At 41.0% G+C, this 26,143-nt stretch carries 16 protein-coding genes and 5 pseudogenes; 9 read left to right on the top strand and 12 right to left on the bottom strand.

The window, feature by feature from the left end:
• Window positions 1–139: 139 nt before the first annotated feature.
• Together VL20_RS25965 and VL20_RS25970 are read left to right on the top strand one after the other, a co-directional pair.
• On the top strand, window positions 140–352 hold the full coding sequence (locus VL20_RS25965) for a hypothetical protein (RefSeq protein WP_052275239.1): 213 nt from the start codon (window positions 140–142) through the stop codon (window positions 350–352).
• A 112-nt stretch (window positions 353–464) separates the two neighbouring features.
• Window positions 465–1,568, top strand: coding sequence for an IS630 family transposase (locus VL20_RS25970; RefSeq protein ID WP_284525925.1), 1,104 nt, complete (start codon window positions 465–467; stop codon window positions 1,566–1,568).
• 122 nt (window positions 1,569–1,690) lie between these two features.
• On the opposite strand, the pseudogene VL20_RS25975 reads toward VL20_RS25970, so the two are convergent.
• A pseudogene (locus VL20_RS25975) lies at window positions 1,691–3,084 on the bottom strand (DUF2252 domain-containing protein).
• Between the two features lie 547 nt (window positions 3,085–3,631).
• Here VL20_RS25975 and VL20_RS25985 point away from each other — a divergent pair.
• The 4 genes from VL20_RS25985 (at window position 3,632) to VL20_RS26000 (ending at window position 6,474) form a co-directional block, all read left to right on the top strand.
• Entirely contained in the window at window positions 3,632–4,294 is a 663-nt protein-coding gene (locus tag VL20_RS25985; RefSeq protein WP_002738780.1) for a potassium channel family protein, read from the top strand.
• Window positions 4,295–4,327: 33 nt separating this feature from the next.
• Window positions 4,328–5,104, top strand: coding sequence for a DUF2092 domain-containing protein (locus tag VL20_RS25990; RefSeq protein WP_052278266.1), 777 nt, complete (start codon window positions 4,328–4,330; stop codon window positions 5,102–5,104).
• 91 nt (window positions 5,105–5,195) lie between these two features.
• Window positions 5,196–5,438 carry an AbrB/MazE/SpoVT family DNA-binding domain-containing protein gene (locus VL20_RS25995; protein ID WP_052278267.1) on the top strand — a complete coding sequence of 81 codons (243 nt, stop codon included), beginning with the start codon at window positions 5,196–5,198 and terminating at the stop codon, window positions 5,436–5,438.
• A 244-nt stretch (window positions 5,439–5,682) separates the two neighbouring features.
• Window positions 5,683–6,474 (top strand): DUF6515 family protein, encoded by a 792-nt coding sequence (locus tag VL20_RS26000; RefSeq protein ID WP_052278268.1) that lies wholly within the window; start codon window positions 5,683–5,685, stop codon window positions 6,472–6,474.
• Here the strand turns inward: VL20_RS26000 and VL20_RS26005 are convergent.
• A pseudogene (locus tag VL20_RS26005) lies at window positions 6,471–9,532 on the bottom strand (DEAD/DEAH box helicase). The gene VL20_RS26000 and the pseudogene VL20_RS26005 sit on opposite strands and share 4 nt — an antisense overlap.
• Window positions 9,533–9,733: 201 nt before the next feature.
• On the opposite strand from VL20_RS26005, the gene VL20_RS26010 reads away from it, so the two are divergent.
• Window positions 9,734–10,522: a pentapeptide repeat-containing protein gene (locus tag VL20_RS26010; protein ID WP_002786927.1), complete on the top strand. Its 789-nt coding sequence runs from the start codon at window positions 9,734–9,736 to the stop codon at window positions 10,520–10,522.
• Here VL20_RS26010 and VL20_RS26015 read toward each other — a convergent pair.
• From VL20_RS26015 to VL20_RS26020, 4 genes and pseudogenes are all read right to left on the bottom strand, one after another.
• Window positions 10,519–10,890 carry an ArsR/SmtB family transcription factor gene (locus VL20_RS26015; RefSeq protein ID WP_002760406.1) on the bottom strand — a complete coding sequence of 124 codons (372 nt, stop codon included), beginning with the start codon at window positions 10,888–10,890 and terminating at the stop codon, window positions 10,519–10,521. The genes VL20_RS26010 and VL20_RS26015 overlap by 4 nt on opposite strands.
• Window positions 10,891–10,988: 98 nt before the next feature.
• On the bottom strand, window positions 10,989–11,153 hold the full coding sequence (locus VL20_RS30715) for a metallothionein (RefSeq protein WP_072926897.1): 165 nt from the start codon (window positions 11,151–11,153) through the stop codon (window positions 10,989–10,991).
• A gap of 939 nt (window positions 11,154–12,092) precedes the next feature.
• Window positions 12,093–12,484, bottom strand: a pseudogene (locus VL20_RS31525) (ISAs1 family transposase); the annotation flags it as partial.
• A gap of 120 nt (window positions 12,485–12,604) precedes the next feature.
• A pseudogene (locus tag VL20_RS26020) lies at window positions 12,605–13,303 on the bottom strand (ISAs1 family transposase); the annotation flags it as partial.
• A gap of 429 nt (window positions 13,304–13,732) precedes the next feature.
• On the opposite strand from VL20_RS26020, the pseudogene VL20_RS26025 reads away from it, so the two are divergent.
• Together VL20_RS26025 and VL20_RS26030 are read left to right on the top strand one after the other, a co-directional pair.
• Window positions 13,733–14,947: pseudogene (locus VL20_RS26025) on the top strand (ISL3 family transposase).
• A 657-nt stretch (window positions 14,948–15,604) separates the two neighbouring features.
• Window positions 15,605–16,069: a helix-turn-helix domain-containing protein gene (locus VL20_RS26030; RefSeq protein WP_002760422.1), complete on the top strand. Its 465-nt coding sequence runs from the start codon at window positions 15,605–15,607 to the stop codon at window positions 16,067–16,069.
• Between the two features lie 310 nt (window positions 16,070–16,379).
• Here the strand turns inward: VL20_RS26030 and VL20_RS26035 are convergent, their stop codons facing one another.
• From VL20_RS26035 to VL20_RS26060, 6 genes are all read right to left on the bottom strand, one after another.
• The gene (locus VL20_RS26035) at window positions 16,380–17,594 is read right to left on the bottom strand and encodes an ISL3 family transposase (RefSeq protein ID WP_052278269.1); all 1,215 of its coding nucleotides are present in this window, start codon (window positions 17,592–17,594) and stop codon (window positions 16,380–16,382) included.
• Window positions 17,595–17,892: 298 nt separating this feature from the next.
• Window positions 17,893–19,554: a GUN4 domain-containing protein gene (locus tag VL20_RS26040; protein WP_052278270.1), complete on the bottom strand. Its 1,662-nt coding sequence runs from the start codon at window positions 19,552–19,554 to the stop codon at window positions 17,893–17,895.
• 111 nt (window positions 19,555–19,665) lie between these two features.
• Window positions 19,666–20,133 (bottom strand): hypothetical protein, encoded by a 468-nt coding sequence (locus tag VL20_RS26045; protein WP_052278271.1) that lies wholly within the window; start codon window positions 20,131–20,133, stop codon window positions 19,666–19,668.
• Between the two features lie 51 nt (window positions 20,134–20,184).
• Window positions 20,185–22,197: a phospholipase effector Tle1 domain-containing protein gene (locus tag VL20_RS26050; RefSeq protein WP_052278272.1), complete on the bottom strand. Its 2,013-nt coding sequence runs from the start codon at window positions 22,195–22,197 to the stop codon at window positions 20,185–20,187.
• A 428-nt stretch (window positions 22,198–22,625) separates the two neighbouring features.
• Window positions 22,626–23,795 (bottom strand): DUF6014 family protein, encoded by a 1,170-nt coding sequence (locus VL20_RS26055; protein WP_052278587.1) that lies wholly within the window; start codon window positions 23,793–23,795, stop codon window positions 22,626–22,628.
• Window positions 23,796–23,855: 60 nt separating this feature from the next.
• A complete protein-coding gene (locus VL20_RS26060) occupies window positions 23,856–25,925 on the bottom strand; it encodes an ABC transporter ATP-binding protein/permease (RefSeq protein WP_052278273.1) in 2,070 nt (689 codons plus the stop codon).
• Window positions 25,926–26,143: the final 218 nt, after the last annotated feature.

The raw sequence follows: 26,143 nt of genomic DNA on the forward strand, positions 1-26,143 counted from the left end.
GTTCAAGTCTGGCAGGAGGCTAGAATCACTGCTCATCTTGCTTTAGCCTCTGTTCCAGGGGTTAAGGATAATTGGGCAATTCTGAGCGATGAACCTCCTACCCTTGACACCTTCTGGCAGTATGGTCTTCGTTTTCCCATTGAACATCTCTTTCAAGGGCAGTAAATCGGGCGTTTTTGACTGGGAACATTCTCGTGTTCGCTCTGCTGCTTGTTTAGAACGTCTCTATCTCATTGTTGCCATTTCTATTCTCTTTGCTACTTTAACTGGCATGGCGGTTCAACAATCTGGCTCTCGCCGTCAGGTTGATGCTCATTTTCGGCGTGGTTTGAGTTATTTGAAAATTGGTTGACGTTGGCTGGCGGGAGTTGTTCATAAGGCGCGTCCCTTCTTGCGACTTGACCACTTATTTTCTGTTGACCCTTTTCCCTGTTTTGCTTCTCGCAAAGCTCGTCAGGATTATTATGGCAAAATTACCTTTTCTTTTATTCAGGAGTTTGAGGCTTTCACATAACAGTACTTGTCTTTGTATTGAAAAATGTGTCCGTCAGTCAGAGAACTCACTGTATTATGAAAGATTTCATCATCCCCATCCCCGGGTTCAACTGAAGATGGAAGTTCTCTGGTTAAAAAGCCAAAAGATACCGCACCAAAAAATTTGTCAGTTAGCAGGAATCTCGCCAAATACCTTATTAACCTATCTTCGAGATTATCAAGAGGGCGGAATAGAAAAATTAAAAGAAATCAACTTCTATCGCCCTAAAAGTGAATTAGAGTCTCAAAAAGAAACCCTCAAAAAATACTTCGAGAAAAATCCACCAGCCACAATAAATGAAGCTGTATATAGGATAGAAGAATTGACGGGAATAAAACGAAGTCCTACCCAAGTGAGAAAATTTTTAAAATCAATGGGAATGAAATGTTTAAAAGTAGGTTCTCTTCCTTCTAAAGCTGACCCAGATGAACAAGAGGACTACAAAGAAAAAAAGCTAGAACCCAGACTAAATGAGGCAAAAGAAGGAAAAAGGGCTGTTTTTTTTGTTGATGCCGCTCACTTCGTCATGGGAGCATTTCTCGGTTTTGTTTGGTGTTTTGAGAGACTTTTTGTTAAGTCACCGAGCGGGCGTAAACGCTTCAATGTTTTAGGAGCATTAAATGCAATAACTCATGAAGTTATTCTGGTAACATATGAAACTTATATTACGGCAACTCAAGTCTGTGAACTCCTTGAAAAAATAGCTGCTTTAGGACTAATGATTCCCATCACTCTAGTCTTAGATAATGCCCGCTATCAAAAATGTAAAATTGTTGAAAAATTAGCTCTTTCTTTGTCAATAGAACTGCTCTATCTGCCGTCTTATTCACCTAATCTAAATTTAATTGAAAGGCTGTGGAAATTGGTCAAAAAGAAATGTTTATATGGTAAATATTATGAAAACTTTTCTGACTTTTCTTCAGCTATTTATGAATGTCTGAATGATGCCCATCTGAAACATAAAAAAGAACTGGATTCCTTGCTGACTCTACGATTTCAGAAGTTTAATAAATCTCAGATTATGAACGTCTAAAGTATAGCTACCCTTTGAGAGCCGATCTTGACTTTCCAGGCGAATTATACCATCAAAAGTTAAATTTTTCAGCAGCAAGGGGCTGATCTTGCCTATATCCGCTCAAAATCGCTCCCTAATCCCTATAAATCTTCTTCTACCAAAGCCTCAACCCGTCCTGTTTTAACCGCATCCACCAAAGCGGCGTGATCTCGTTCTGTCTGATCGGCATAAGCGATCGCAAATTCGCCCATCGCTAGATCGAACTGATCTCCTTTCCCCAAATAACCGCTAATGGTGGCCGCATCTCCAGATTTAGCGTGGGCGCGGGCCAAGGTCCAGCCACAGAACTCGGCGTAGCGTTGCAGTTGGACGGCCGATACTCCTTCAATGGGTAGGGAAAACTTCATATCCCGCAGTTGCCGTAAATAGAAGTCGTTGTCCCCTCTTCCCCGGGTCCAGCCCAAAAATATGTCGCTAGAGGATTGCATCAATCTCTGGCCTGTAACCACCCGTTGTCCCTGATTTTCGTACTGGCTCTTGGCGGTATAGGGTTCTAGAACCGAAGGGCAAGCCTCCTTAACTTGTAGGATGAGGGGATGGTTATCTTCTGAGAACAATAGGGCGATATAACATCTGGTGCCGACACTGCCAATGCCCACTACTTTCAGGGCAAAGTCCTCTAACTGGTAGCGATCAAAGAGGACTCGGCGTTCCTCCGGCAGGGATTGGCGATAGTCTTCCAGACCCTCGCGCACGAGAGTCTCCCAATCCGGTTCGTTGACATGGTAGAGAATAGGCGGCTGATCGACAAAGCGATTGCGTCCGCCGGTTTGGGTGACGATCTTGGGGTAGAGATGTTCGATGATGCGCTCGCGGGCTTTTGCCATCATCTGTTCCCGCAACTTCCGCGTCTTTTCGTCGGGGGCCATCTCGATCGCCTGTTCTGCTCCTATGCGCGTGTACCATACCTCTAAGGGACTGAGGCGAGAATATTCCCGCAGGTGTTCTCGATAGGAACGAGCGCAATCGATCGCCGCTGCCTTCGATTCTTGATTGGATAGATCGCTATCCCTGCCGGCGATGAGAAAGCTGACCACGAGACGCTTGAGATCCCATTCCCAAGGCGCGGGCAGGGTTTCGTCGAAATCGTTAATATCGAAGACTAAATTGCGTTCGGGGGTGGCAAAAAATCCGAAGTTCAACAGGTGGCAATCCCCGCAGGCCTGCACGATAATGTCAGTTTTGGGAGTGGTGGCCAGATCGTAGGCCATCAAAGCAGCGGAACCGCGCAGGAAGGTAAAGGGACTCCGCAACATTCGTCCGTAGCGGATGGGAATCAATTCCTGTAATCGCCCTCGATTTGATGCTTCGATGATTTCGATCGGCTCTCGACCAGCTGCGGGGGTTGCCAGATAGCGTGACCAGAACGCGGCAATCGCTCCCGCAGGGATTTACCGATCTGGATGCGTTCTTCCCGTGAACGGAATCGAGCTTGAGAAGGTGAGCGGATCGGGGTTTCTATTTGGTGGTTCATAGCGACTTTTTCCCCTGAATGAGATCAAATCCTTTGCTGTTAGATAGGAAATAGATAAGTCAAGACTGATGGTTCCCTTTCTGGGATAACTTTCTAACATTTCCTCCTGTAGAGATAGCTTCTGATGCTCGGTTCAACAATTAATCTTCACTCGCTTCTTATCTGGGGAAGATCAACATTATCGATGACACATTTTTTTCTGAAATGGCTATCGATTAAATTTGCTTAACTTTTAGCCCAATGGCAGCTCTACTATTTCGATTGTATCTTGCTCAAAAATTGCTGGTGGAATGCTCGTAACAAAATTTTATCTAATGTTCAGCCTTCGGCCAGGGGCTAAAATCTCGCTCTTTTGTGGGGAAAAGGGGGGTATATTCCAGGTTAAAGATAAGATATGCAGCGGTTGCTTTATTCATCTGGCACAGCTAATTCCTTATGGGATAAGCTTTTCGGCGTGGAGAATGTACCAGACCAATCCTGAATCCGCCGTAAATACCCTTAAAATTGATGAGCAGGAGTAAATATTACCAGTTAAAGGTTCGCTGCTATGAAATTCCGTCAATTGATGCGGGCAACAGAAAATAAATACAATCGGCTGCTGGCAAATCTGCTCTCGCTCTACATTATTTACCCGTTTTTAGTATATCTACCCCTGGGAGATTGGCTGATTTTCTTTTTCTTCTCCCTCTCTCTGATCATCGCCGTCTATCAGATCGATCGCAGTAAATTGGCTTTAAGATATAATATCGGTCTGTTTTTGATTGCCCTCCTCCTGCGAGCATTCAGCACGATTATCCCTATTTATAGCGATTTCAACCGTTGGTTCGAGCTATCTAGTACATTAATTTCTCTAGCTTTTGTTAGTTTATGTGTGTACTCGATTTTACTAGAATTAATTCTCGCCGAACAGGTAACATCAGATATCATCAAAGGGGGAATTTGTGTCTATTTTCTCTTGGGATTTTTCTGGGCATCCGCTTATAATATCGTCCAGATTTTCGACCCCGATTCCTTTAGCTCCGCCGCTAAAACCGTCAACCAGGCGGATCTACTTCATTTCAGCTTTACTACCCTGGCTACGGTTGGCTACGGTGATATAGTTCCTACCAGTAAAATCGCTAGAGTTCTAGCCAATTTAGAAGGAATGACTGGAGTTCTCTATCCCGCCGTTTTTATCGCTCGTTTAGTCAGTTTACACAATGGTCGTTAACCAAAACAATCCATCGCCCTGGGGGAATATTAGATGATTATGCGTCGCTTTATCCCGATTCTTTCTTTGCTTTTGCCTTGGGTCACTGCTGCGGCAGTCTTGGCGGAAATCCCCACTCTGGCCCAGGAAATCCGCCCAAAAACGGCGGAACAAGTGATCGAGCAACTCTGTGCTAATTTAACCAAACAGCGAGCGTTCACCGTCAATATGGATGTCACCTATGACGATGTACTCGACTCTGGGGCGAAAGTTCAGTACAGTGCCTATCAAAACATCTGGGTAGAGAAACCCAATCGCCTGCGCTCGGACTACACTGGGGATGAACGAGTTACCCGCTTTTTTTACGATGGTAAAACCTTCACCCTTGCGGATATGGAACGGGATCTATACGTTACAAAACCGGCACCGAATACTCTAGATGAAGCCTTAGACCAAGTAGAACAAAAGTACGGGATCAGCATTCCCATGTCAAATCTGGCAGCGAACGATCCCTGTGCAGAGCTAATGGCCGATGTCAAGCAAATTATTTTTATCGGCAACGACATGGTCAACCGCGAACCGATGTATCACCTGCTGCTGATCGGTAGCGATCGCGATTATCAAATCTGGGTCACGCAGGATGCCACCCCCCTAATGAGGAAAGCGATTATTACCTATAAAACTCTACCCGGTTCACCCCAGTACACGGCAATATTATCCGATTGGAATTTTAAGCCTAGTACACCCGCCGATACTTTCACTTTCCAACCGGGATCAGAATCGATCCCTATCGAACTTCTACCCCCTAGGGATAATCAATCCCAGCCGTAAACCCCGTTCATAAAATGCGATCGCTCGTCGGTATTCCCCTAAATCAGCGTTTTGATATACTTTGAATATCTAACGAATTCGAGGTGGGATCATGAAGTCGCAGATTCGACGCTGGGGTAATTCTTTAGCGATTCGGATTCCCAAGTATGCGGTGGAGGCACTGAACCTCAATCCTAAGGACGTTGTTGAATGTTCTGTGGAAAACGGAAAGCTAGTAATTGAGCTAATTCAAGCCTTGCCTGAGTTAAGTCTAGAAGAACTACTGGCTGAGGTTGTTGAATCACCGGAGCCGGAAGTGGATTGGGGGCGGCCAATGAGAGAGGAGGTTTGGTGACATACATTCCAGTTGCTCCAGGATGTTCTCAGAAGAATTAAGCCGATTCTGTTCTAATCGGGACATTCTCAAAAGCCTTACCCTATCCGAACCCAACCCAGATTTATTATAGAAAATGTTCCCGCCAGAGTGTGTGTAGAAACAGGAGAGCGTTTTTTTGCACCAGAAACCCTCGAACGCTTGCAGAAAATAATCTGAGAAGATAAGCAGCCAAGGCAAATAAAAAAATCAAGGAGTCCGGGCTATGAAAAGATCTTCACGTCAAAACTTATGTGTTCTTGCCGCCCTCCTTTTGGGTACAAGTTTACTGATCACGGATTATGTGGACGCTCGCGGTGGCGGTGGCGGTGGTCGTGGCGGTGGTGGAGCTTCCCCACGGGTTAACCGCAGTAGTGATCTGCAAAACCGAGGGAATTTCAGTAATCGTTCCCAACCCTCTAGAGATTTCAGTAATCGTTCCCAAACCTCTAGAGATTTTTCTGGAAGACAGGGGGAAAGACAAACTAATCAACAAAACCGTCAAGGGGAACGCACTGAAAGAACCGATATCCGTCAAGGGGAACGCACTGAAAGAACCGATATCCGTCAAGGGGAACGCACCGAAAGACAGGGGGAACGGCAGCAGCAGGTTAGTGATCGCCAACAGAACCGTCAGAACTTTGTTGACGATAATCGCAACGGTTACTGGCGTGGTGGCGGTTGGTACGGTGGCGGTTATTACGTCCCCCCGGGTTGGGGTTGGGTGGGTTTGACCACCGGCTTAGTCATCGGTTCAGCGATCGCTACTCTCCCCCCCTACTACAATACCGTCTATGTGGGTTCTACTTCCTACATTTACTCGGACGGCATCTATCTTCAACCTAGCGGCAGTTCCTACACGGTGGTGGCCCCGCCAATCGGCGCAATTGTCACCTATATCCCAGACGGCTGCACCACAATTACGGCTGACAATACGCTTTATTACAATTGCAGCGGTATTTACTATCGGCCTCTGTTTGAGAATGGTTCCACGGTTTATCAGGTCGTTCGCTTCTAATCGGTTTCTTCTTCATCAATAATTGCCGATCGATCTAATAATAATAAATCTCGCAGGCGATCGGTATCTAATTCGGTTAACCAATTTTCCCCAGCATCTACGGTTTGTTCCGCTAATTGTTTCTTGCTTTCGATCATCTCATTAATGCGTTCCTCTAGGGTTCCCGTACAGATGAATTTATGTACCTGAACATTGCGTTTTTGTCCGATGCGGAAAGCGCGATCAGTGGCCTGATTCTCTACGGCCGGATTCCACCAACGATCGATATGAAAAACGTGATTAGCGCGGGTTAGATTTAATCCTGTTCCCCCTGCTTTCAGGGAGAGAATAAAAATCTTTGGTCCTTGGGGATCATTTTGAAAGCGCTCGATCATTTCTACCCGATCTTTTGCTTTGGTAGAACCGGAGAGAAATAATATTTCCTCGGCTAATTTTTTCTGGAGATGGGTTTGTAGGAGTTTTCCCCACTCGGCAAATTGTGTAAAAATTAAAGCTCGATCGCCTTCTGCTATCACTTCCTCTACCATGGCTTCTAAACGTAATAATTTTCCCGATCTTTGACTGGTTTCTAAACTATTTTCTTTCAAAAAATGGGCGGGATGATTACAAATTTGTTTTAGTTGCATTAGCAAGGTTAAAATTAATCCATGTTTCTGAATTCCTTGAATTTCTTCAATTTTCTGGAGCGTTGTCTCGACTAATTGTTGATAAAGTTGTCCCTGTTCTTTCGATAAACCACAAAAAATATTCATTTCCTGTTTTTCTGGTAAATCTTCAATAATATTTTTATCGGTTTTTAATCTCCGTAAAATAAAGGGACGGACAAGGGAACGTAAATTATGCAGGGATTCTTGATCGCCGTATTTTTCAATGGGAAGGGCAAAACGACGCTGAAAAAAGGCTTGAGTTCCTAAAAAATTGGGATTGAGAAAATCCAAAATTGACCATAATTCCGTCAGGCGATTTTCTACGGGAGTTCCCGTTAAGGCAATCCGAAATCCTGCGGGTATTTTTCGCACTGCTTGGGATTGTTTAGCCGTAGAGTTTTTAATATTTTGAGCTTCATCTAAAACTAAACCTTGCCATTGTACTGCTTCTAAACTGGACAGATCGCGATAGATTAAAGGATAACTGGTAATAACAACCGATTTATTTTTTACCTCTTGAGCAAAAGCTTTACCTTTTAATCTTTTTTCGCCATGATGCACAAAAACAGCCAGGGTGGGAGCGAATTTTCTTAATTCATGTTCCCAGTTATTGACCACAGAAGTGGGAGCCACCACTAACACGGGATTAACTAACATATCCTGTTCTTTTAATGCTAGTAAAAAAGCGATTAATTGCGGGGTTTTTCCTAAACCCATATCATCGGCTAAACAAGCACCTAAACCCCACTTTTCTAGGAAAGCTAACCAACTAACTCCCTTGATTTGATAGGGGCGTAATTCCCCCCGAAATTCCCGCGGTGGGTTGATTAATTGAATCCCTTGATTGTTATTTAAATTATCAATTAATTCCTTTAATGCTCCCTCCGCTTGGAAAGTGACTACCGGCAGTTTAGCAATTAGATTATTATCTCCTGAACTCAAGCGCAGGGCATCTTCCACCGAGAGATTCAGGGGAGTGATGGTATTATTTAAAATTGCCTGAGCTGCTTTAACATCGGTAGGCTGTAGGATTAACCATTTGCCCCCCACTTCCACCACTGGCGATTTTTTCTCTAATAACTTATCAAAATCTTTTTTCGATATTTCCTGTTCCCCTACTACTAATTTAAGCTGAAAGTTTAATAAACTGGTTAAACTTAATCTTTCTCCTTTTTTGGGAGTTACACTGGCAGCAATCTTAATTCCTAATCTTTGTTCATTGCTACCAGCAGTTAAACCCGTTGGCAAAATTACCCCTAATCCCTGATCTTGCAATTGCCAAGCGATCGAGCGAATAAACTGATAAACTTCGATCGAATCAAGAGAACATTCCTCCGGGTGTCTCTGCTCTAAACTAATTCTAATCGGTTCGTACAATCGCGATGCTAATCCCAATCCTTTTAAGAGAATTTCCTGGGGATTATTGACAACTCTTTGATAACTATGATAACTTTCTTTCCCCTCTAACCAAATCAACTTGGCACTAATGAGAAATTCGGGATCATCTAACGCTTGTAAATAATAGGTAAGTTTCCACGCTGTTCCTAGACTGGGAGGTTGTAAACATAAACAAACACGGTATTGATTCTCGATTAATTGGCGATTATTGCCATTAACTAAACTTTCTTGGATAGGAAACACCCAGTTATTATAAGCATTTTCTAGACGCTGTAAATTCTTGGCTTCTAAGGCAATGTCATGATGATCACCGCTTAAAGATTGTAGCCAGGGTTTCACCATCAATGACGGCGAAATATTAACAGTACTATCTATTTTTTGTCGTAAACGAGCATCGACAATATTTTTTAAGCAATCGAGAATGATTGTTTGTGGTTCGCTATTTTCTTGATAGACAAGACAAACCGGGGGATGGTTTGGATAAACTTAGCTAAACGAGTGCGATCGATGGTACTATCTAGCAGGGGATACCAGCAACTTTGACCCTGATTTATTCCTGCTAAAAATTTCCCCCTTGCTAATAAATCTAAACTCCAACGGTGCAAATACAGCCAAAATCGTAGATCATTACCGATAAATTCGGCCTTAGCTAGGGGTAATTTTTCCCATAACTGTACTATCATCCCCGCAGAAAAAGTTAATCCCGATACTTGCCATGGTTGCCAAGACAAGGATTTAGGTGTGGGTTCGAGAATTTGCCCCGACAGCAGCGGTAAAGAATATTTTTTCCTAGGGGGAGAATAACTAGGCAAACTGAGCTTGATTGATTCTGGAGAATACTGGTTAAGCTGAGGGGAAAATTTCTCGATAAATTGGGCTAATACCCCAGATTCTAGACAAAAAGGATGATTTTCTTGGGTTTCACTTAATTCCTTCCCTTGCCACTGTTCACCCCAAAGAAAAAAAACACTATCCTGCGAACCAATCAGCCAATTACCGTGTAGAGTAGTCATTATAAAATAGGGAAATTCCTCTAAAAAACCTGCTGTTGAAAAGGTAACAAATCTCGATTTTGTCGCTTCTTCTGACCTTAAGAGCCTCTAATCTCCTATTTTAGTGGACAAGGGCTGATTTCTCAAGCAAAATCTAGTTCAGCGATTAGCCCCGACCGCATGGTTATTATCAATGATAATCAATAGAGTTATTTTTAAACTATGTACAAATCGATCGCCCTAACCCTCGTCCTCAGTCTTCCCCTTAACTTGTCCCTAGTTGGTTATGGGGAAGATTTAAACCACCTACAGCAATTATTATCCACCCGAAAATGTCCCCAATGCGATCTGAGCGGTTCGGGGTTGGTGCAATCGAATCTAACCGGGGCAAAATTAAATGGGGCCAATCTCGTCGGTGCTAATCTTAGTCAAGCTAATTTAAGTGGGGCGGATCTGAGTGGTGCCAATTTAACCGGTGCTTCTTTCTTTGGTGCTAATCTCACTGGAGCGAACTTAAGCGGGGCAATCTTGACGGGTGCGGATTTAAGAGGCGCTTATCTCAATAATGCTAACCTCGAAAACACCAAACTAGACACTGCATACGTGCAGGGTGCGGTGGGAATTCCCAGTAGTGCCGGTACTCCCGAACTATTCTACGGTCTAGGGATGGTGGAAGGAAAACAGGGACGCACCAGCGCCGCTATAGAAAATTTTAATAAGGCCTTGACAATTAACTCGGAATATGCTCCAGCTTATCTGGCCCGGGCCATGGCTCACTATCGTCTGGGACAAAATGCTCTAGCGGCCCAGGACGCTCAAATGGCTTCGACTCTCTTTGAACAGCAAGGTAACACCCCCGGTTACGAAGCAGCAGAGAATTTTATTAAAGGCATGGAAATCGCCCTAAAACCGCGAGAACAAGGTGGTGGCAACGCTCAATTAGACCAAATGGTGCAGGGGATTGGTTCTCTGCTCTTACAGTTTGTTTTACCCGCTTTGGGACTGTTTTAGTCCTCGTCCGCTGGCTCTTCTAAATGTTCCGAGACCGCGTAATAAAGGTCAAGGACATGATGATCGGCAAGACGATAAAAGACTCTCCGTCCCTGTTTTTGGTATTTAACTAATCTTAAGGCTCTTAGGGTTCTTAACTGGTGCGATACGGCCGATTCACTCATCCCTAAATCGTCGGCTAAGTCACAAACACATAATTCTCTTTTGGCTAAAAGCGACAGAATTCTTAGGCGATTGGCATCCCCCAAAAGGCTGAAAAATTCGGCCATTTTTTGGGCTTTTTCGATTTCTAATCCCTGCAAGTGCTGGAATTTCGCCTCTTGGTGATGGGATTCCCCACAAACCGGCGCTATTTTCTCTATGGCCATGTTTTTTCCTGATCGGTTATTAAGGGAAAGTTGAGAAAGGGAGGTATCGATCGAATCTTCAATCCCGATACTTGTCCCCTTCTCCCCAATAACTAAATTTAACCGCAACGACAGTCATTGTGTCCACAGCCTTTCCCTTTAACGTGACCATTGGCACAAGCTTGGCAACAGTAGTATTGATCGTTTTCTTTGATGGCATCGGCGATCGATACTACACACTTACAGGATTCACAAGCACATTTCATCATGGTGACAGCGATCATGGTTACTACCTCTGAACTTCTTTACTGACTTTAGTATAACATCTGAACAGATGTTCATAGATTGAATAAAGTTAAATTTTTCTAAAACTCAGACGGGAAAGTTAGGGCAGTTATCTCAAGGGTGAGGTGGGAAGTTCTCCTTGATCAGTGATTCAGATTTGAGTTTTCTGTTCACTGTTTAAGCTAAGTAGTCGTGCAAAATTAATTTCCTAGTCGAGACTCCGAGACAGGAGACTCGGAGACAGGAGACTCCGAGACGGGATACAGGAGACTCCGAGACGGGATACAGGAGACTCTGAGACGGGAGACGGGATACAGCTATTAGGGATCGGATTTGAGTTTTCAGTTCACTGTTTACTGATCACAGCAGAAGTCTGACGGAGTAGTGGCTTAGATGTGTAATTAATTGTGCTTAGATACTTAGGGCTGGCTGAATAAATCTAAAAACCTTGTTGGGTAAGACTTTTAGGCGTTTTGTCAATCAAAAGGTACTGGATGTGGGAGTGATCGGGGGGAAATTTAGGCACTTTTTCCCTGAAAATTAGGTAATTGGCCACCTCAAAACTGGTAAAACCCCACACCCCACACCCCACACCCCACACCCTGCCCCCACCGAAAAACTTTTTGCCGCAAACCCTACTTAAGACGCATCTTAACCGCCTATCCTTAGATTAGCTGAATTTACCCCAACCCCCCCGACGTCTAGGGTTGATTCATTTAAATTAAGTACAGCTGATTTTGAGTCAATAAATTTGACTGAAGATTCTCAAGTTTATCTTTTTCTAATCAAAAGAGTTAGTCACAATAATTAATCTTTAATTCTCTGCCAATATTTATTATGAAGAGATTGATAAAGCCTGTTCCCAAGCCACTAAAAGCCTACCTTTCTTGAAATTGTCTGAGAGTACATCCTGTTAATTTAGCTAATTTTTCTGCTTCTTACGTCGATAAAACTATCAGTTTTTTCCAACGTTCAGCTAACCACCTCTGTCCCTCCTTTATTGAGAGAAAACCCAAACCTCTGAAAAGATTCAATCCTATAGTTGTGAGAATTGACCAATTGCTGGCCGCTTGAAAATCACTTATCTCGCTTTTATCTTCCTCAAAAATTACATCTTTTACCCAATGTAACTGATTTTCTATTTTCCAATGTCCTCGAATAATTTTAGCAAATACTTGAGCGGATTCGGTTAGGCTACTGATATAGTAAGCTGTTTCTTCATAGGTTTTATCCCCGCGACTACCCCTTCTTTCTACTTTAAAATTCTGCGCAGATTTTCAAACCCTTGTCTTTCATTTTTCCTCACTTTAAAAACTTCTATTTTTCTTGATAAGTGGGTGGGTGGAATTAAATATAAGATGAACGTAGGTTGGGTTGAAGCATGAAACCCAACGGCCGCTCATGTTACGCTACCGCTAACCCATCCTACAAATAATTGTGCCTCCCTACTTATTTTTCGTCCATGACTATTATCTTGTTCAAGAAAGCAACTTTCTGGCTTTGAGGAATTACTCAGGTCTTGTATTCGCTGATCAAGATTTTTCTGATTTCCTTTAACGGTGATAACATAATCATTTTTACTCTTGGCTATTAAGCTGATTGTTTTTTTCTGGCAGTGTAAAGCATCGCCAGTAAAAACTTTATTTTGGAGAGAGCAATCCTCAATTATAGCTTGACCTTCGTTGATTTCAGACCCTTTTTTGTTTTCGATTCTTTTTAAGTGTAATACTAAGCCACTTTCTTGACTAAACAATGAGACAAACATGATAAAATTTTGTTGTTCATTATTAGGATTCTTTAGGGTGTTTTTGAGACTTTTTCCATCCATCCCTAGCCAATTTATGTCATCTCTTTGTCCATATTCTTGTAATGCCCATTCATTAAACATTTTTAACAAACTCTGCCAGTCAACTCCCATCATTACCCTTCTAATTGTTGAATAGGACGGGACTCTTTCTGGAATTATGTTAAATTCTTTACTGAGCCTGTGCCGATTATTTTTAGCCAACTCTCCTAGTTCTCTATAACCTGAGTATCCTAGCATTGTTCCCAGTATTATTACTACTAATACTATCCATAAAGGGGGTCTTTTTCCTTGATCTTTCCGAAAGTCCTTGACTTGTTTCAGTTTTTCTATTAAGCTCAACATATCTTTAAAAAGTTGGCGGTCACTTCTCATTTTACAAAGACAGTGATCGCTTTTACTTTTGATATTCTGATGGGAGAATGAAACAGCCCTAGGGGTTTGGGGGGGGAGAGATTCCCTCTAGTGAATGTTGGATACGTCCTGCCAGGTTAAGGAAACTCGATGAACCAAGAATCCCGAAGCGCTTAGTGCGACGGGAGTGTCAATCAGTCACCATTGTGCCAAAGCTCCAGTAAGGGCTGAATAATCTTGGCTCTTCGGGAATTGTTATGCAAATAATTAACTTAAAATAAAATTCGATGAGAGCGCCTACGCTCAAAAGTAGCTGAAATCCATACAGGGAAGGACTTAAGGCACAAACAGGTTAATACCAAAAGATAGACAATTGAGTTAAGATTTGATATAATAGCCAAAAACGAGATTATTTTACTTATGATACTTGACAAATTTTTGAACCTAAAAGGAACCTGTATTCAAGGCTATCTACACCTAGAAAATATCGGTATAGTTTGCCGAATCGAATCGAAAAATCAAAAAGCAACCTGTCCTCGTTGTGGGTTAGAGAGCGATAAACTCCACCAAAATCATCGACATTTAGTCAAAGATTTACCAATCTCAGGACAACCAGTGTACCTACAGGTTAATCGTCGTCAATTTAAGTGCGATAATTGTCAGAAACCCTTTAGCGAAGAGTTAGATTTTGTCGCCAAGAAACGAACCTATACGAAAAGACTAGCCGAGAATATACTCGAACAATTAAAAGAAGGAGATATTTTAAATGTTAGTCGAAGAAATGACGTAACGGAAGAAGAGATTCAAAGAATGATAGAGGACATAGCTGAAGAAATTACAGAGACAGACCTATCGAAATTAAAAAGACTAGGAATTGACGAAATCGCTCTAGTCAAAGGACAAAAAAATTACTGTGCGGTTTTAGTAAATTTAGATACGGGAAAACTAATAGCTATTCTAGAGAAGCGAACACAAGAAGAATTGAGGGAAACGCTTACAGGGTGGGGAAAAGAGGTGTTAGAGCAAATTGAAGAAGTCAGCATAGACCTTTGGTTGCCCTATAAAAATTTGGTGAAAGAATTGATGCCATCGGCCGAGGTAGTCGCCGATAGATTCCATGTAATGAAACAAATTAATCAAGAGTTAGACGAACAAAGAAAAGCAGAAAAAAGAGCCGTAGAAGCGCAGAAAAATAAAAAACAGAAAGCGGAAAAAGAAGCGAAGCTAGAAGTTTTAAAGCGAAGTAAATATAGCTTGTTAAAAAATGAAAAAGATTTAACGGAAACTCAAAAAATCAAACTAGAAGCTATCAAAGAAAATTGACCAAATTTGAAAAAGATGCACGAGTTAAAGGAAGAATTTAGAAAGATTTATGAAACCTCAGAGAATCCGACAGAAGGACTGCTATCCATCTCGGAATGGTTGGCAAAATCCTCCAGTGTTTTTACCAAGAGTTGTCAAACAATCCGAAACTGGTTTGGAGAAATAATTAGTTATTTCGAGCGAAGGACAACGAATGGGGTGGTCGAGGGAATCAACAATAAACTTAAACTAATAAAACGGAGAGGCTATGGCTTTAGAAACTTTCGGAATTTTTGGGTTAGAAGTATGTTATCTTGGCATCTTGTATGTTGATTTAGCATAAAGGGTAACGAAGAGCCATAATCTTTGCTGTCAAAGCGCATCAACCTGACGCAAGAAAAATTGATTTTTGTAAATAATAATTTCAACTCGCTCGCTACTAGCATAGGATAGAAACGTCGAATTTTCAGGAGGAGTGACGTTGACATCCTCGCCGCCCTAAAAGTGCGGCGATTCCTAAACCTCACGATTTAAGTTTCTGCTTCCACCACCGTCGCATACCACAGTTAAAAAACCATGTACTGTCTTACACAGAGTCCACAGACTTTCGCCCCATTTCAGAAGCCCGATTCCCTGTGTCCCACGGTACGTTGACCGCCTATAGCTTCTTGTACTTGTTGCGCGCGACTTTTTACCCGGCCAAGCTTTTCTGGTCGGAACCCCCTAAGCCGAGTTTTCAAGGTGCTGCGCCGTCCACTTGGTTTTCGAGACTGGCCTTTTAATTCTAACGTAAAGCCAACCTAGAACGGCGGGGTTTCAGACCCAAAATTTCCGATGAGAGCAATAGGAACTAGGCTAATCGGCCTCACTGAGATTAGCGTTTCCAAAACTAATCTCGCAGATTTTGCGCTTTTGACGCTTCCTTTGGCAGACTTAGCGTTTGCTCTTAAATCCTGTTATAATAGGGTAAATAAAAAACAATGAGATAAAATGCCCAAGAAAGCTTACTTAGCCGAACATCTAAGTTCAGAGGAACTGAAAGATAGATACAGAAGCAGTCAAGACTCAGTAGAAACAAGAAGATGGCACTTATTGTGGAAAATATCGTTAGGATGGACAATCAAAAATGCTGCAGTAGCTGTAGGATTAGATTATCAATATAGTTTTAGAATTCTCAAAAGATATAATGAATTAGGAGAAGAAGGAGTTAAAAATCTCAAGAAAAAAAGTGTGGAACATCGGAGAGGAAAAGAACCTTTATTGAAGGAAGAACAATTGCAAAAATTAAAAGAAGAACTGAAAAAACGTCCTGCCGATGGAGGAATCTGGACAGGTCCGAAGGTGGCTAGATGGATAGAAAAGGAAACGGGACGAGAAAAAGTTTGGAATCAAAGGGGATGGGATTACTTAAAAAAAGTGCAGATATTCTTGTCAAAAACCGAGACCAAAACATAAAAAGGGAGACCCAGTTAAACCAGAAAAATTTAAGCAGAATTTACCAGTAAAAGTCCAATAATTAAGAGATAAATTTCCCAATTCTCAGATAGAAGTCAAAAACTTTAAGTTGCCGAGGGAATCATGCTCGATTTTCTACTTTCTCTCCCCGCTCCCTGCTCCCTGTTACTTAGGGGTTGCTGAATAAATCTAAAAACCTTGTTGGGTAAGACTTTTAGACTTTTGGGAAATCAAAAAGTGCCAGCCATTGGAGGGATCGGGGGGAAAATCCCTGGACTTTTTCCGGCTCTTCGTTACTCTTTATGCTAAATCAACAGACAAGATGCCAAGATAACATACTTCTAACCCAAAAATTACGAAAGTTTCTCAAGCCATAGGCTCTCCGTTTTATTAGTTTCAGTTTATTGTTGATTCCCTCGACCACCCCATTCGTTGTCCTTCGCTCGAAATAACTAATGATTTCTCCAAACCAGTTTCGGATTGTTTGACAACTCTTGGTAAAAACACTGGAGGATTTTGCCAACCATTCCGAGATGGATAGCATTCCCTCTGTCGGATTCTCTGAGGTTTCATAAATCTTTCTAAATTCTTCCTTTAATTCCTGCATCTTTTTCAAATTTGGGAATTTTTCTTTGATAGCTTCTAGTTTGATTTTTTGAGTTTCCGTTAAATCTTCTTCATTTTTTAACAGACTATATTTACTTCGCTTTAAAACTTCTAGCTTTGCTTCTTTTTCCGCTTTCTGTTTTTTATTTTTCTGCGCTTCTACCGCTCTTTTTTCTGCTTTTCTCTGTTCGTCTAACTCTTGATTAATTTGTTTCATTACATGGAATCTATCGGCGACTACCTCGGCCGATGGCATCAATTCTTTCACCAAATTTTTATAGGGCAACCAAAGATCTATGCTGACTTCTTCAATTTGCTCTAACACCTCTTTTCCCCACCCTGTAAGCGTTTCCCTCAATTCTTCTTGTGTTCGCTTCTCTAGAATAGCTATTAGTTTTCCCGTATCTAAATTTACTAAAACTGCACAGTAATTTTTTTGTCCTTTGACTAGAGCGATTTCGTCAATTCCTAGTCTTTTTAATTTCGATAGGTCTGTCTCTGTAATTTCTTCAGCTATGTCCTCTATCATTCTTTGAATCTCTTCTTCCGTTACGTCATTTCTTCGACTAACATTTAAAATATCTCCTGATTTTAATTGTTCGAGTATATTCTCGGCTAGTCTTTTCGTATAGGTTCGTTTCTTGGCGACAAAATCTAACTCTTCGCTAAAGGGTTTCTGACAATTACCGCACTTAAATTGACGACGATTAACTTGTAGGTACACTGGTTGACCTGAGAGCGGTAAATCTTTGACTAAATGTCGATGATTTTGGTGTAGTTTATCGCTCTCTAACCCACAACGAGGACAGACTGCTTTTTTATTTTTCGATTCGATTTGGAAAACTATACCGATATTTTCTAGGTGTCGATAGCCTTGAATACAGGTTCCTTGTAGGTTCAAAAATTTGTCAAGTATCATAAGTAAAATAATCTCGTTTTTGGCTATTATATCAAATCTTAACTCAATTGTCTATCTTTTGGTATTAACCTATTTGTGCCTTAAGTCCTTTCCTGTATGGATTTCAGCTATTTTTGAGACTAGGCACTCTCATCGAATTTTATTTTAAGTTAATTATTTGCATAACAATTCCCGAAGAGCCCTTTTTCCCTGAAAATTAGGGTAATTTACCAGATGAAAATGGGTAAAACCCTACACCCTACACCCACGAGAAACTTGTTCAGCAGACCCTAGATAGTCAACAGCTTAGATAATCGCTTTAAAAGTCAGACAGAGGAATAATTCCACAGGCTTGAATTTTGCTGAAAACGAGGTGAAGTTGCCACAATAACCAATTGCCAACTCTCCAGAAAGCCACGGAGTTTTGATTGTCAGAAGCTTCCGGAGATGGGTAACAAAGATTTTCTTCAAAAATCAACCAATGAACGGGTAAATGACCGAGGGGAGAATTCGGCTCTAATTCAAAGTTTAGTTGCTCATAATTGAGCCATTGACCTTCCTTCCGCCAACCTAGGCGCTCGCCTAGTTTCTTTTGGGTTTCATAATCCACTAAACCACCGAGACTAGAGAAAATGGCTTGCTGAATACTAAACCCGAAATGACCATTACTATAATGAAGCCAAAGTTGATCAATTTTTTTCAAATCCGAACAAGGTAATTGAGCAATATCTTGAGGATAAACCTCATTCCAGTAGGTCTTACGCAAGATTTTCAATAGTAGCTTGGTTGTTTGGCGATCAGCCGCTTGCCACTGTTGCTTTCTTAGCAAATCTTGTAATTGATTATAATCAATATCAGCCGATTCTTGAGTTAAGATATTTGGGGAAGTCTGGGGATTTTTAGAAGTAGAAGATTTGTGAATATTGTTTTGAGTGAATTGAGAGACAACTATTGCTAGGGGAGTTTTGGGGATAGTGTCTTTTTGACAAGCCTCTTGTTCTGCTAAATGATGAGATAATTTATTGATGGTTTTTTCTAGGGAAATAAATTGTTCTGACCATTCACTTTCATTGAATAAGTAATCATTAAATTGATCAGAGGAAAAAGCCTCTTTTAACCTTGCTTCTTTCTCGTAACCAGTCGCCAGAAAATTTAGCAAAAACTCAGAATTTATGGCTGAATCTGACGTTTCTAAGAGAGCCGGCTGAGGTGGAAAAATATTATCTACCAAATACTTAATTTCTCCAACTGTTGCATAAAATTCTTCATCCACCTTAATCACTTCTTCTATTAATAATTGAAAAGGCGCAAAATAGTCCTGTAAGTAGTTTTCAAAATTAATCGCATTTTGGGCAAGATCAGCAATTTCTTGGCGAACTCGTTGAGATTTGAGTTGATAATGATTTAATTCCTCATAAATTTTGAGTTCTTGAATAATTGCTTGCACAATTTTTTTCTGCTTTTGAGTATCCTCGGCTAATTTCTGAACTCCTTCCCCTAGTAATTTAGTTTTTCTCAACATCAAAAAAGATGTTTTTCCCAGTAGCAAAATTGCCCGAAAATTTTCCTGTTTTTCCAGCTTGAGTTGATTGAGAATATTTTGATTATTATTATTTTTAATTTCTAACTTTATTCTCTCGTAGTCTAAGATTTTCAATTCTTGATATTTTTGGGAAAATAAAATTTTGAGATTGTCACTGAGTTGGAGTAAAAAACGATAATATCCGTCTTGATATATTTCTAGTCCATTAATTAATAAATTATAGTCTTTAATTAATAACTGAGTCTCGATCAAGATTTCTTGTTGAGTGATTTTTTCTTTTCGTTTAATAATCTTACCAAAATAGTAATGGTAGCGAACTCCTTCTTGAATTAATTTCCGACGTTCCTTGATGATTTTCTGAAAATTTTTTAAGTATCTATTTTTAAAAACAGGAAGTTGATAGCTTTGCTCATAAATGGCAATTTTTTTATAGGTCATCAGATGTTGAGAGTTCCTATTTAGCATAGCTATCTTAGACCAAAAAATTCCTCAATACTTAGCAATAATCATCCGCTGCCCCCATCTCTTGCAAGAGGGAGCAATACCTAATTAAACATTTTCAACTTCAACAACAACCGGTTCATTTTCAATAACTGGTTCATTTTCAATAACTGGTTCATTTTCAATAACTGGTTCATTTTCAATAACAACTGTTTGAGGACTTTCAGGAGTTGGCTCAGTTACCGTTTCTTGCTGCTTTACTGTCTGTTCTTGATGGTCAGTCAAGTGTTTTTTGGTTTTTAATTTCAGGTCATCAGTCAGAGGTAAAGCATCAATTTCAGCCAAAAGTGTTTCCAGGGATTCTTTTTTACTTCGCTCAGTGTAAAAAGCATTCAGAACCGCTTCAATTCCGTACTGAGCAATCGCATCTCCTAGGACAGTAACCAACCCCATCGCTCCAATACCCAGAAAAACTACAAAGGGTTGTCCGAGGGTCAGAATTAGCACGATGACAGCAATAATAGCCGAAGCTAAATAAGTACCTGCCACTTTTTTGATAATGTTATCGAGTTCCATAAAAATCACCTCAAATTTCTAGCGAAGGATTAGTTTAATTCTAAAGCAAGGTTAATCTGTCTGTTGATCGTCGTCAAGTAAAGCTTGAAGAAACGGTTCAAGACTTTTGGGACGATAATCGGAAAAAGCTTTTAATCGTTTGACCACACTGTGATGAACAGTGACAACTTTTGTATTGAAATATCGCGATTGCTCACCTCCCAAGGACGACAATCCTTTAACCGTATTATCGAACTTGATGGTCGGGTCTAGTTTAATTTGGAATTCCTCAGATTCAGAGGTGGTTGAATCAAACTCTAATCCCAATTTTTTGGCTTGATTAATCATCCATTGTAAGGGGTAGTCGGAAAGTCCTTGATATTCTTTTTTGCCACCACCTAGACAGGTATGTTCACCGACAAATAAAACTTCTTTGACAACTTGTTCGGGATTGTCTGGATTGGCTTTGATCGGAGTATAAGGGAAGTTTTTACGTTTTTCATCAATGGCCACAGCATGAAAAGCATTCTGGATAATCGGACTTAGTTTTGTATTACTAAATTCATATTTTTTATGATAAAACTTAGCCAAGGGAAACCAAGGAGTTAAATCAGGAATACCAAAATTGCCAACTGTATCCCAACAACCTAACATCTTAACTGGAATACGATCTTGAAAATCTTCCTTTTCTGTCTCAATTTTTTTAGCATTAGCGGCACGAAATTGTTGAGCTTTGGCACTATCGAAACTAACGTTGTGGTCTCGATAGAGTTGATAAGCTAGGGGAATTTCTTTAATCTTAGAGCGTTTTAGGATTCCACATTTATCGATAAAACTAGCCAAACAACGAACGATATATGCTCCGCGACTAAAACCTAACAAATAAATTTCATCCTCGCTTTTGGGATTGTAGTTAAGGACAAGAAAACGATAGGCATCTTGAATCATCCGATCGAGTCCCCAGCCAAAAGTTTCATTCCCTAAACTTTTAATAAATTCGTTATCTTCGGCGCTGCCAGAACCTGACAAAAAGACGATTTGAGGGGTTTGATCCTCGGCAATATACTTAATAGATTCGGCGAATTTAACCACGTTGGTGGGGTAAGCACTGCCAGAGTTTTCCCAAGAACCATCACAACAAATAATTAACCGTTTTTTCTGGTTTGAATAAGTCAGTATATCCGGTTGAGAAATTGCCGTTTTAGTAATCTCCTCAATTTCATTACTGGCAAGAGCAGCTTCTGCGGCAATTATAATTGATTCTGAATTATCTTCCGGGGAAGGTTCTTGATTTTCTGCTGGAGCATCCTGTTCAATCACTTCTTCTTCTTCAAGGGAGTTAAAAATTTCGTTGACCATTGTTATCCTTTTCGCACTCCTTCTAGCTTTACTGCTAGTCTGAGTTTTTGATTTAGGGATCGAGGTCGGTTTAGAGGGAAGACTATCTAGTTGCCAGGTTGTCCCATAAAGAATACCATGATTGCTATAACTTGTTTGATCCTCGGCACTGCCGTTGAGTGATAAATAAGTGACTAGGCCAAGGTCATCAACTAAGGGAGATTGATACATCGTTTTTTGGATTTCTTCCTGGCTACGCGCTTGATTCCAAACAGAAAATTCGGCGAGACAACCTTGCCAATAATGGGAGAGATTAACAGAGGCTCCCAAGATGATTTTTTCAATCCCCGTTAAGGCACGGTTATGACCGTTCCCACGATGCCAAATGATCCCATTACGATAGATCAACATTCGGCCTGTGGTCGCATTTTTGACAAAGGCCCAATGAGTCCAATCACTATAATCCTTAAGCTTGACTTTTTTTTCAATTCGATCGAAACCTTCTTCGTTACCCGCATCCCAAAAAATCGCAGGTTTCACGGGATCGCCCCAAGGCAAGGTAATATGTAGAACGCGGTTATTTTCCCGATTAACAGCTTCTAAAAGAGTCGTTTCTGTAGCTAAATTATTTTCCCCTTTTGCCCAAAATGTAATGGTAATACTCTGATCGATGTCAAGAAATCCGTGGGATAGCTCCATGTAATCATCGATGCCATTAAATTTTAGTACAGAGCGTTGTTCAGCCATTGGTTTTGTCATCGACCGGGGGAGAAAGAGGTAATCAGGGGTTCAGGGATTCTGACCAATAAGAGACTGATCTATCTGTCGTGATTTCCCAGAATGCTACCGCCTAGCTTAACACATTTTAGTTATCTAGCGATATATATATAAATAAATGTGTAAGTAGATGGGCGTAAAAAACTCTAAGATCCCCCCGCCTGTCGGCACCCCCCTTATTAAGGGGGGCAGGGGGGATCGAGTGCAAAACCTATCTTCTATTTAATTGCAAACAGCTACTTAGGAGTCAACGACTAATATTCCAGAGCCGGCACTTGCTGTGGCGAGAAACTCAGAGGAGTTTACCCCAATCCCTATCGCCATCAATAGGCTTTGATGGGATGCACATGGCTGACTGACATCACTCCCCAGGCCAGTTATCAGCAAACCTTAGGTACTTATTGTAACTCTGACCAAATTCCGCGGCATCGCTCTACAATTAGTCCCTGAAAAATTAATTGGGTTGCGGGATGAATCTCTACTTTATACAGAGCAAAAAGACCTGTTGGACTATTTAGATTTAACTCCCTTCGCGTTAGAGATAAGGCTTTTGTTCGGTGCATTTCCACCGCTTTTAGTAAGCCTGTATAACTGATATTCCGCAGGGCCAATTGACCATTTTTTGTGAGATAAATAGCATCATTTTGCAAGAGATATTCCAAACTGATCAAACTAGCGTGGACATCCACATCTTTTTCTAAACCCCCTAAACGGTGAGCATCTAAACCAAAGCGAATGCAGAAATTAACAGCGACTAATTTTCCCGCTTCTTCGGCAGGTAAAGCACAATCGGCAAATTCAAACCCTAAACTATCTGAGCGCCACTCCTCGACTCCGGCATAGGTATAGTTTTGAAACAGTTTATTTTTGAGTTTTAAGTCAAATCCTAACCCACTAGCATGACCCGCTTCATGGAATTGGGTATCGAGATGACGATAGCGTTCACCATTAATTTGATCCTCTAGGGGTCCTAATAGCAAATCGGCCGTTTCTGGCTCAAAAATTTTTCGGATACATTCGTAGCTAGAACCAGAAAAGCGTCGTTTTTGCTCACTGGCATTATTTAAAGCTGGTCCCTGAACACTATTGGGAAAAGTCCACCTATGGGGAACGATAAAAGCCTCCCCCTTTTCACCTTTAACCGTGCCACAACTAGCAATTTCAGTAAAGGACAAATTTCTGGGAATCGGTTGTCTTAGACTGCCAAATTTTTCACGAGTCAAGCTTTCTAGTTGTTCGATAGAAGGTTCACTATTTTGGTGAATTTTTCCGTAAATTGCACTCAAAGTGAGTTGTCTTTCTCCCTGACGATTGATGCGATAGGGAGCAATCATCAGAAAATAACCATTTTTGCCGATAAAATTCAGATTAATGAAATCTTCTGATAAAATGCTCCAGTCGTTGGTTTCCAAAGCTGCTGCTGTTTTCCAGAGCCACTGAGCCGGAATTTCACAGCTATCTGCTTCCTGTTGACGCAGTTTTTTCGCCGCAATTGCAATTTTATTTTGCTCGATATCTTGGACGATTTCTTGAAAGAACTGTTGTTGATTGACCAGGGTTTGATTCATTTTTTTGGTAGCTAATTTCTGTAATAGTTTAACGTTGTTTTTTGAACCGTCTCTCATCGGCTAAACTCTTAGCCATTTTAAGATTTTAGGGTCTTTGTCATAGCGATAGGTCAGTCCATCTTTCCCCGTAATTGATTTTCCCTGACTGGCTTTGCTTCTAATGCTACTAAGGGAATAGTCGCTTAATTCCTTCATTTGTGCATGGGAAAGTCCTTCTTCGACTTCTGTTAAGATTGTTGTCGTTGGCGATTCGGGGGGTGGTTCCTTGGCAGAATTGATTTTAGGATTGACCTCGGTTTCCTGATTCGCTAAATCTTCGAGCCTATCTTGAGAATTATCGACAGAAATATTAATAATTTCTTTCACTTTTTGTCGGCGATATTCCTCTACTGTAAGCAGTTGCCAATGGGAATTACTAGAGAGTTCTAAAACCCATTGATGATAGTTAAAGAGACTTTCCCGATGTCCGACACTAATAAAAGTTGTGTGAGTTTTCTGCAATTGCCGATATAAATTTTCCTCATTGTTTAAGTCCAAAGCACTTGTGGCTTCATCGAGGATAGTAAAACTGGGACGGGTAATCAATACCCTGGCAAAAGCCAAACGTTGTTGTTCTCCCAGGGACAAAATGTTTTCCCAAGGCTCTTCTGTATCAAAGCTATTGACTCGATTTAGTAAATTTTGGAGATTGACTTCTTGCAAAACTTCCCTTAATTTTATCTCATTGGTTTCTTGATTGCGATTGGGATAAAGTAACTGTTCTCGCAAGGTTCCTAATATTATATAGGGACGTTGAGGCAGAAACAATACTTCTTCTAGGGGAGGTCGCACTAATCGGCCGGTTCCTGCATTCCATAAACCAGCGATAGCGCGTAGCAAAGAACTTTTACCCCGACCACTCGGACCGACAATTAATAAACCTTGTCCAGGCTGAACAGAAAGGGAGAGGTTTTCGACAATTACCTGTTCATAATCGGGAGTTTGCAAGGTGACATCTTCAAAGGAAAATTGGGTTTCTTCGATAGTTGTAATCGTGCTTAAATTTTCCGGTTGTTTAATGACTTCTTCTAAGGCTTGGGAAAATTGCGATAGACGTTCAACATAACTGCTAAATTGTGCCGAAGTGCCAAATTCACTAATTAATTCCGCCAGCGCCGTAGCAAACAAATTAGCCGCTAAACAGGCTTGCCCGACCTGTCCGAAACTAATGCCCTCACTATTGATATACAAAGGACCCAAAATGACAAAAGTAAATACTTGAATTGCCGCCTGATAGCCCCGACTAAAAATTTCTGTACCTCTCTCCCAATCAATTTTACGTTTAGCACTGTCTAAGAGTTTATTAAATCTCCGCTGAATAATATTTAATTCCTGATTTTCTCCCTCAAAGAAAGCGATCGACTCCGCATGATTACGAATATGAGTTAGAGCATAATTGTAGTTAGCCTTAAGTTCTAATTCTTCTTGAGTAATTTTATTTAAAGCTTGGTTAAAATAGATAGCAATGACGTTACCGAGAATTGTCCAAACGACTAAAATAATGGCGACAGAGGAAGAAATTGACCAGAGAATCACTAAAAAAGTGATCATATCTAGGACATTTTCTAGGGCAACGGCAAAAAAGGAGAGAGCTTTACTGGTAATCGGCTCAATTTCCTGGGATAAACGCTGATCTGGGTTGTCGATATCGGATTTAAAATTAATTCTGTAATAGGCGCGATTATGCAAATATTTGTTGAGAATCCAGTCATTGAGCCAAGCATACCAATCCAGGGCGATTCTTTTTCTGAGAAATTTAAGCAAGCCAACCAAAAGGGTGACAAAGAGCAGTCCAACCGCAAAAACTACCAAAGTTTTGACAAATTTATCAAAATCACTTTTTTCAAGGATGACATCAACTAAGTAATTACTAACAAAGCTATTGAAGGCATTTAAGCCTACAACTCCTAGTATTACCCCGATTAGTAGGATGAGCATTGCCCAAGCTTGAATCACATCGGCAAAAGTCCTTCCCCCCGACTCGGTAGGATACCAATAGGGAGCAGCGATCAGCTTGACACTGTGCCAAAATTTGCTGACATCGGAGATAATATTAGTCGTCGATCGATCTTGAGGGACTTTGGCGGACATATAGCACTTATATTTGAGTTGTGGACATTTTGCCGGAATGATTTTAGATTTTGCTGGGATTGGCGGAGTTAATCCTGAGTTTGTCTGTTAGGTTCTAGTTTCAGGAGAAACCCTCCCCTGTGTAGAAGGCAATTGGCGAAAATCTAAGGCTCCCCGACAATTTTAAGGTTATTGTGCTTGAGTTGTGCTAACATACTCCCGTGCTTCTTTAACCCTCG

Source organism: Microcystis panniformis FACHB-1757, from assembly GCF_001264245.1.
Taxonomy (GTDB): Bacteria; Cyanobacteriota; Cyanobacteriia; order Cyanobacteriales; family Microcystaceae; genus Microcystis; species Microcystis panniformis.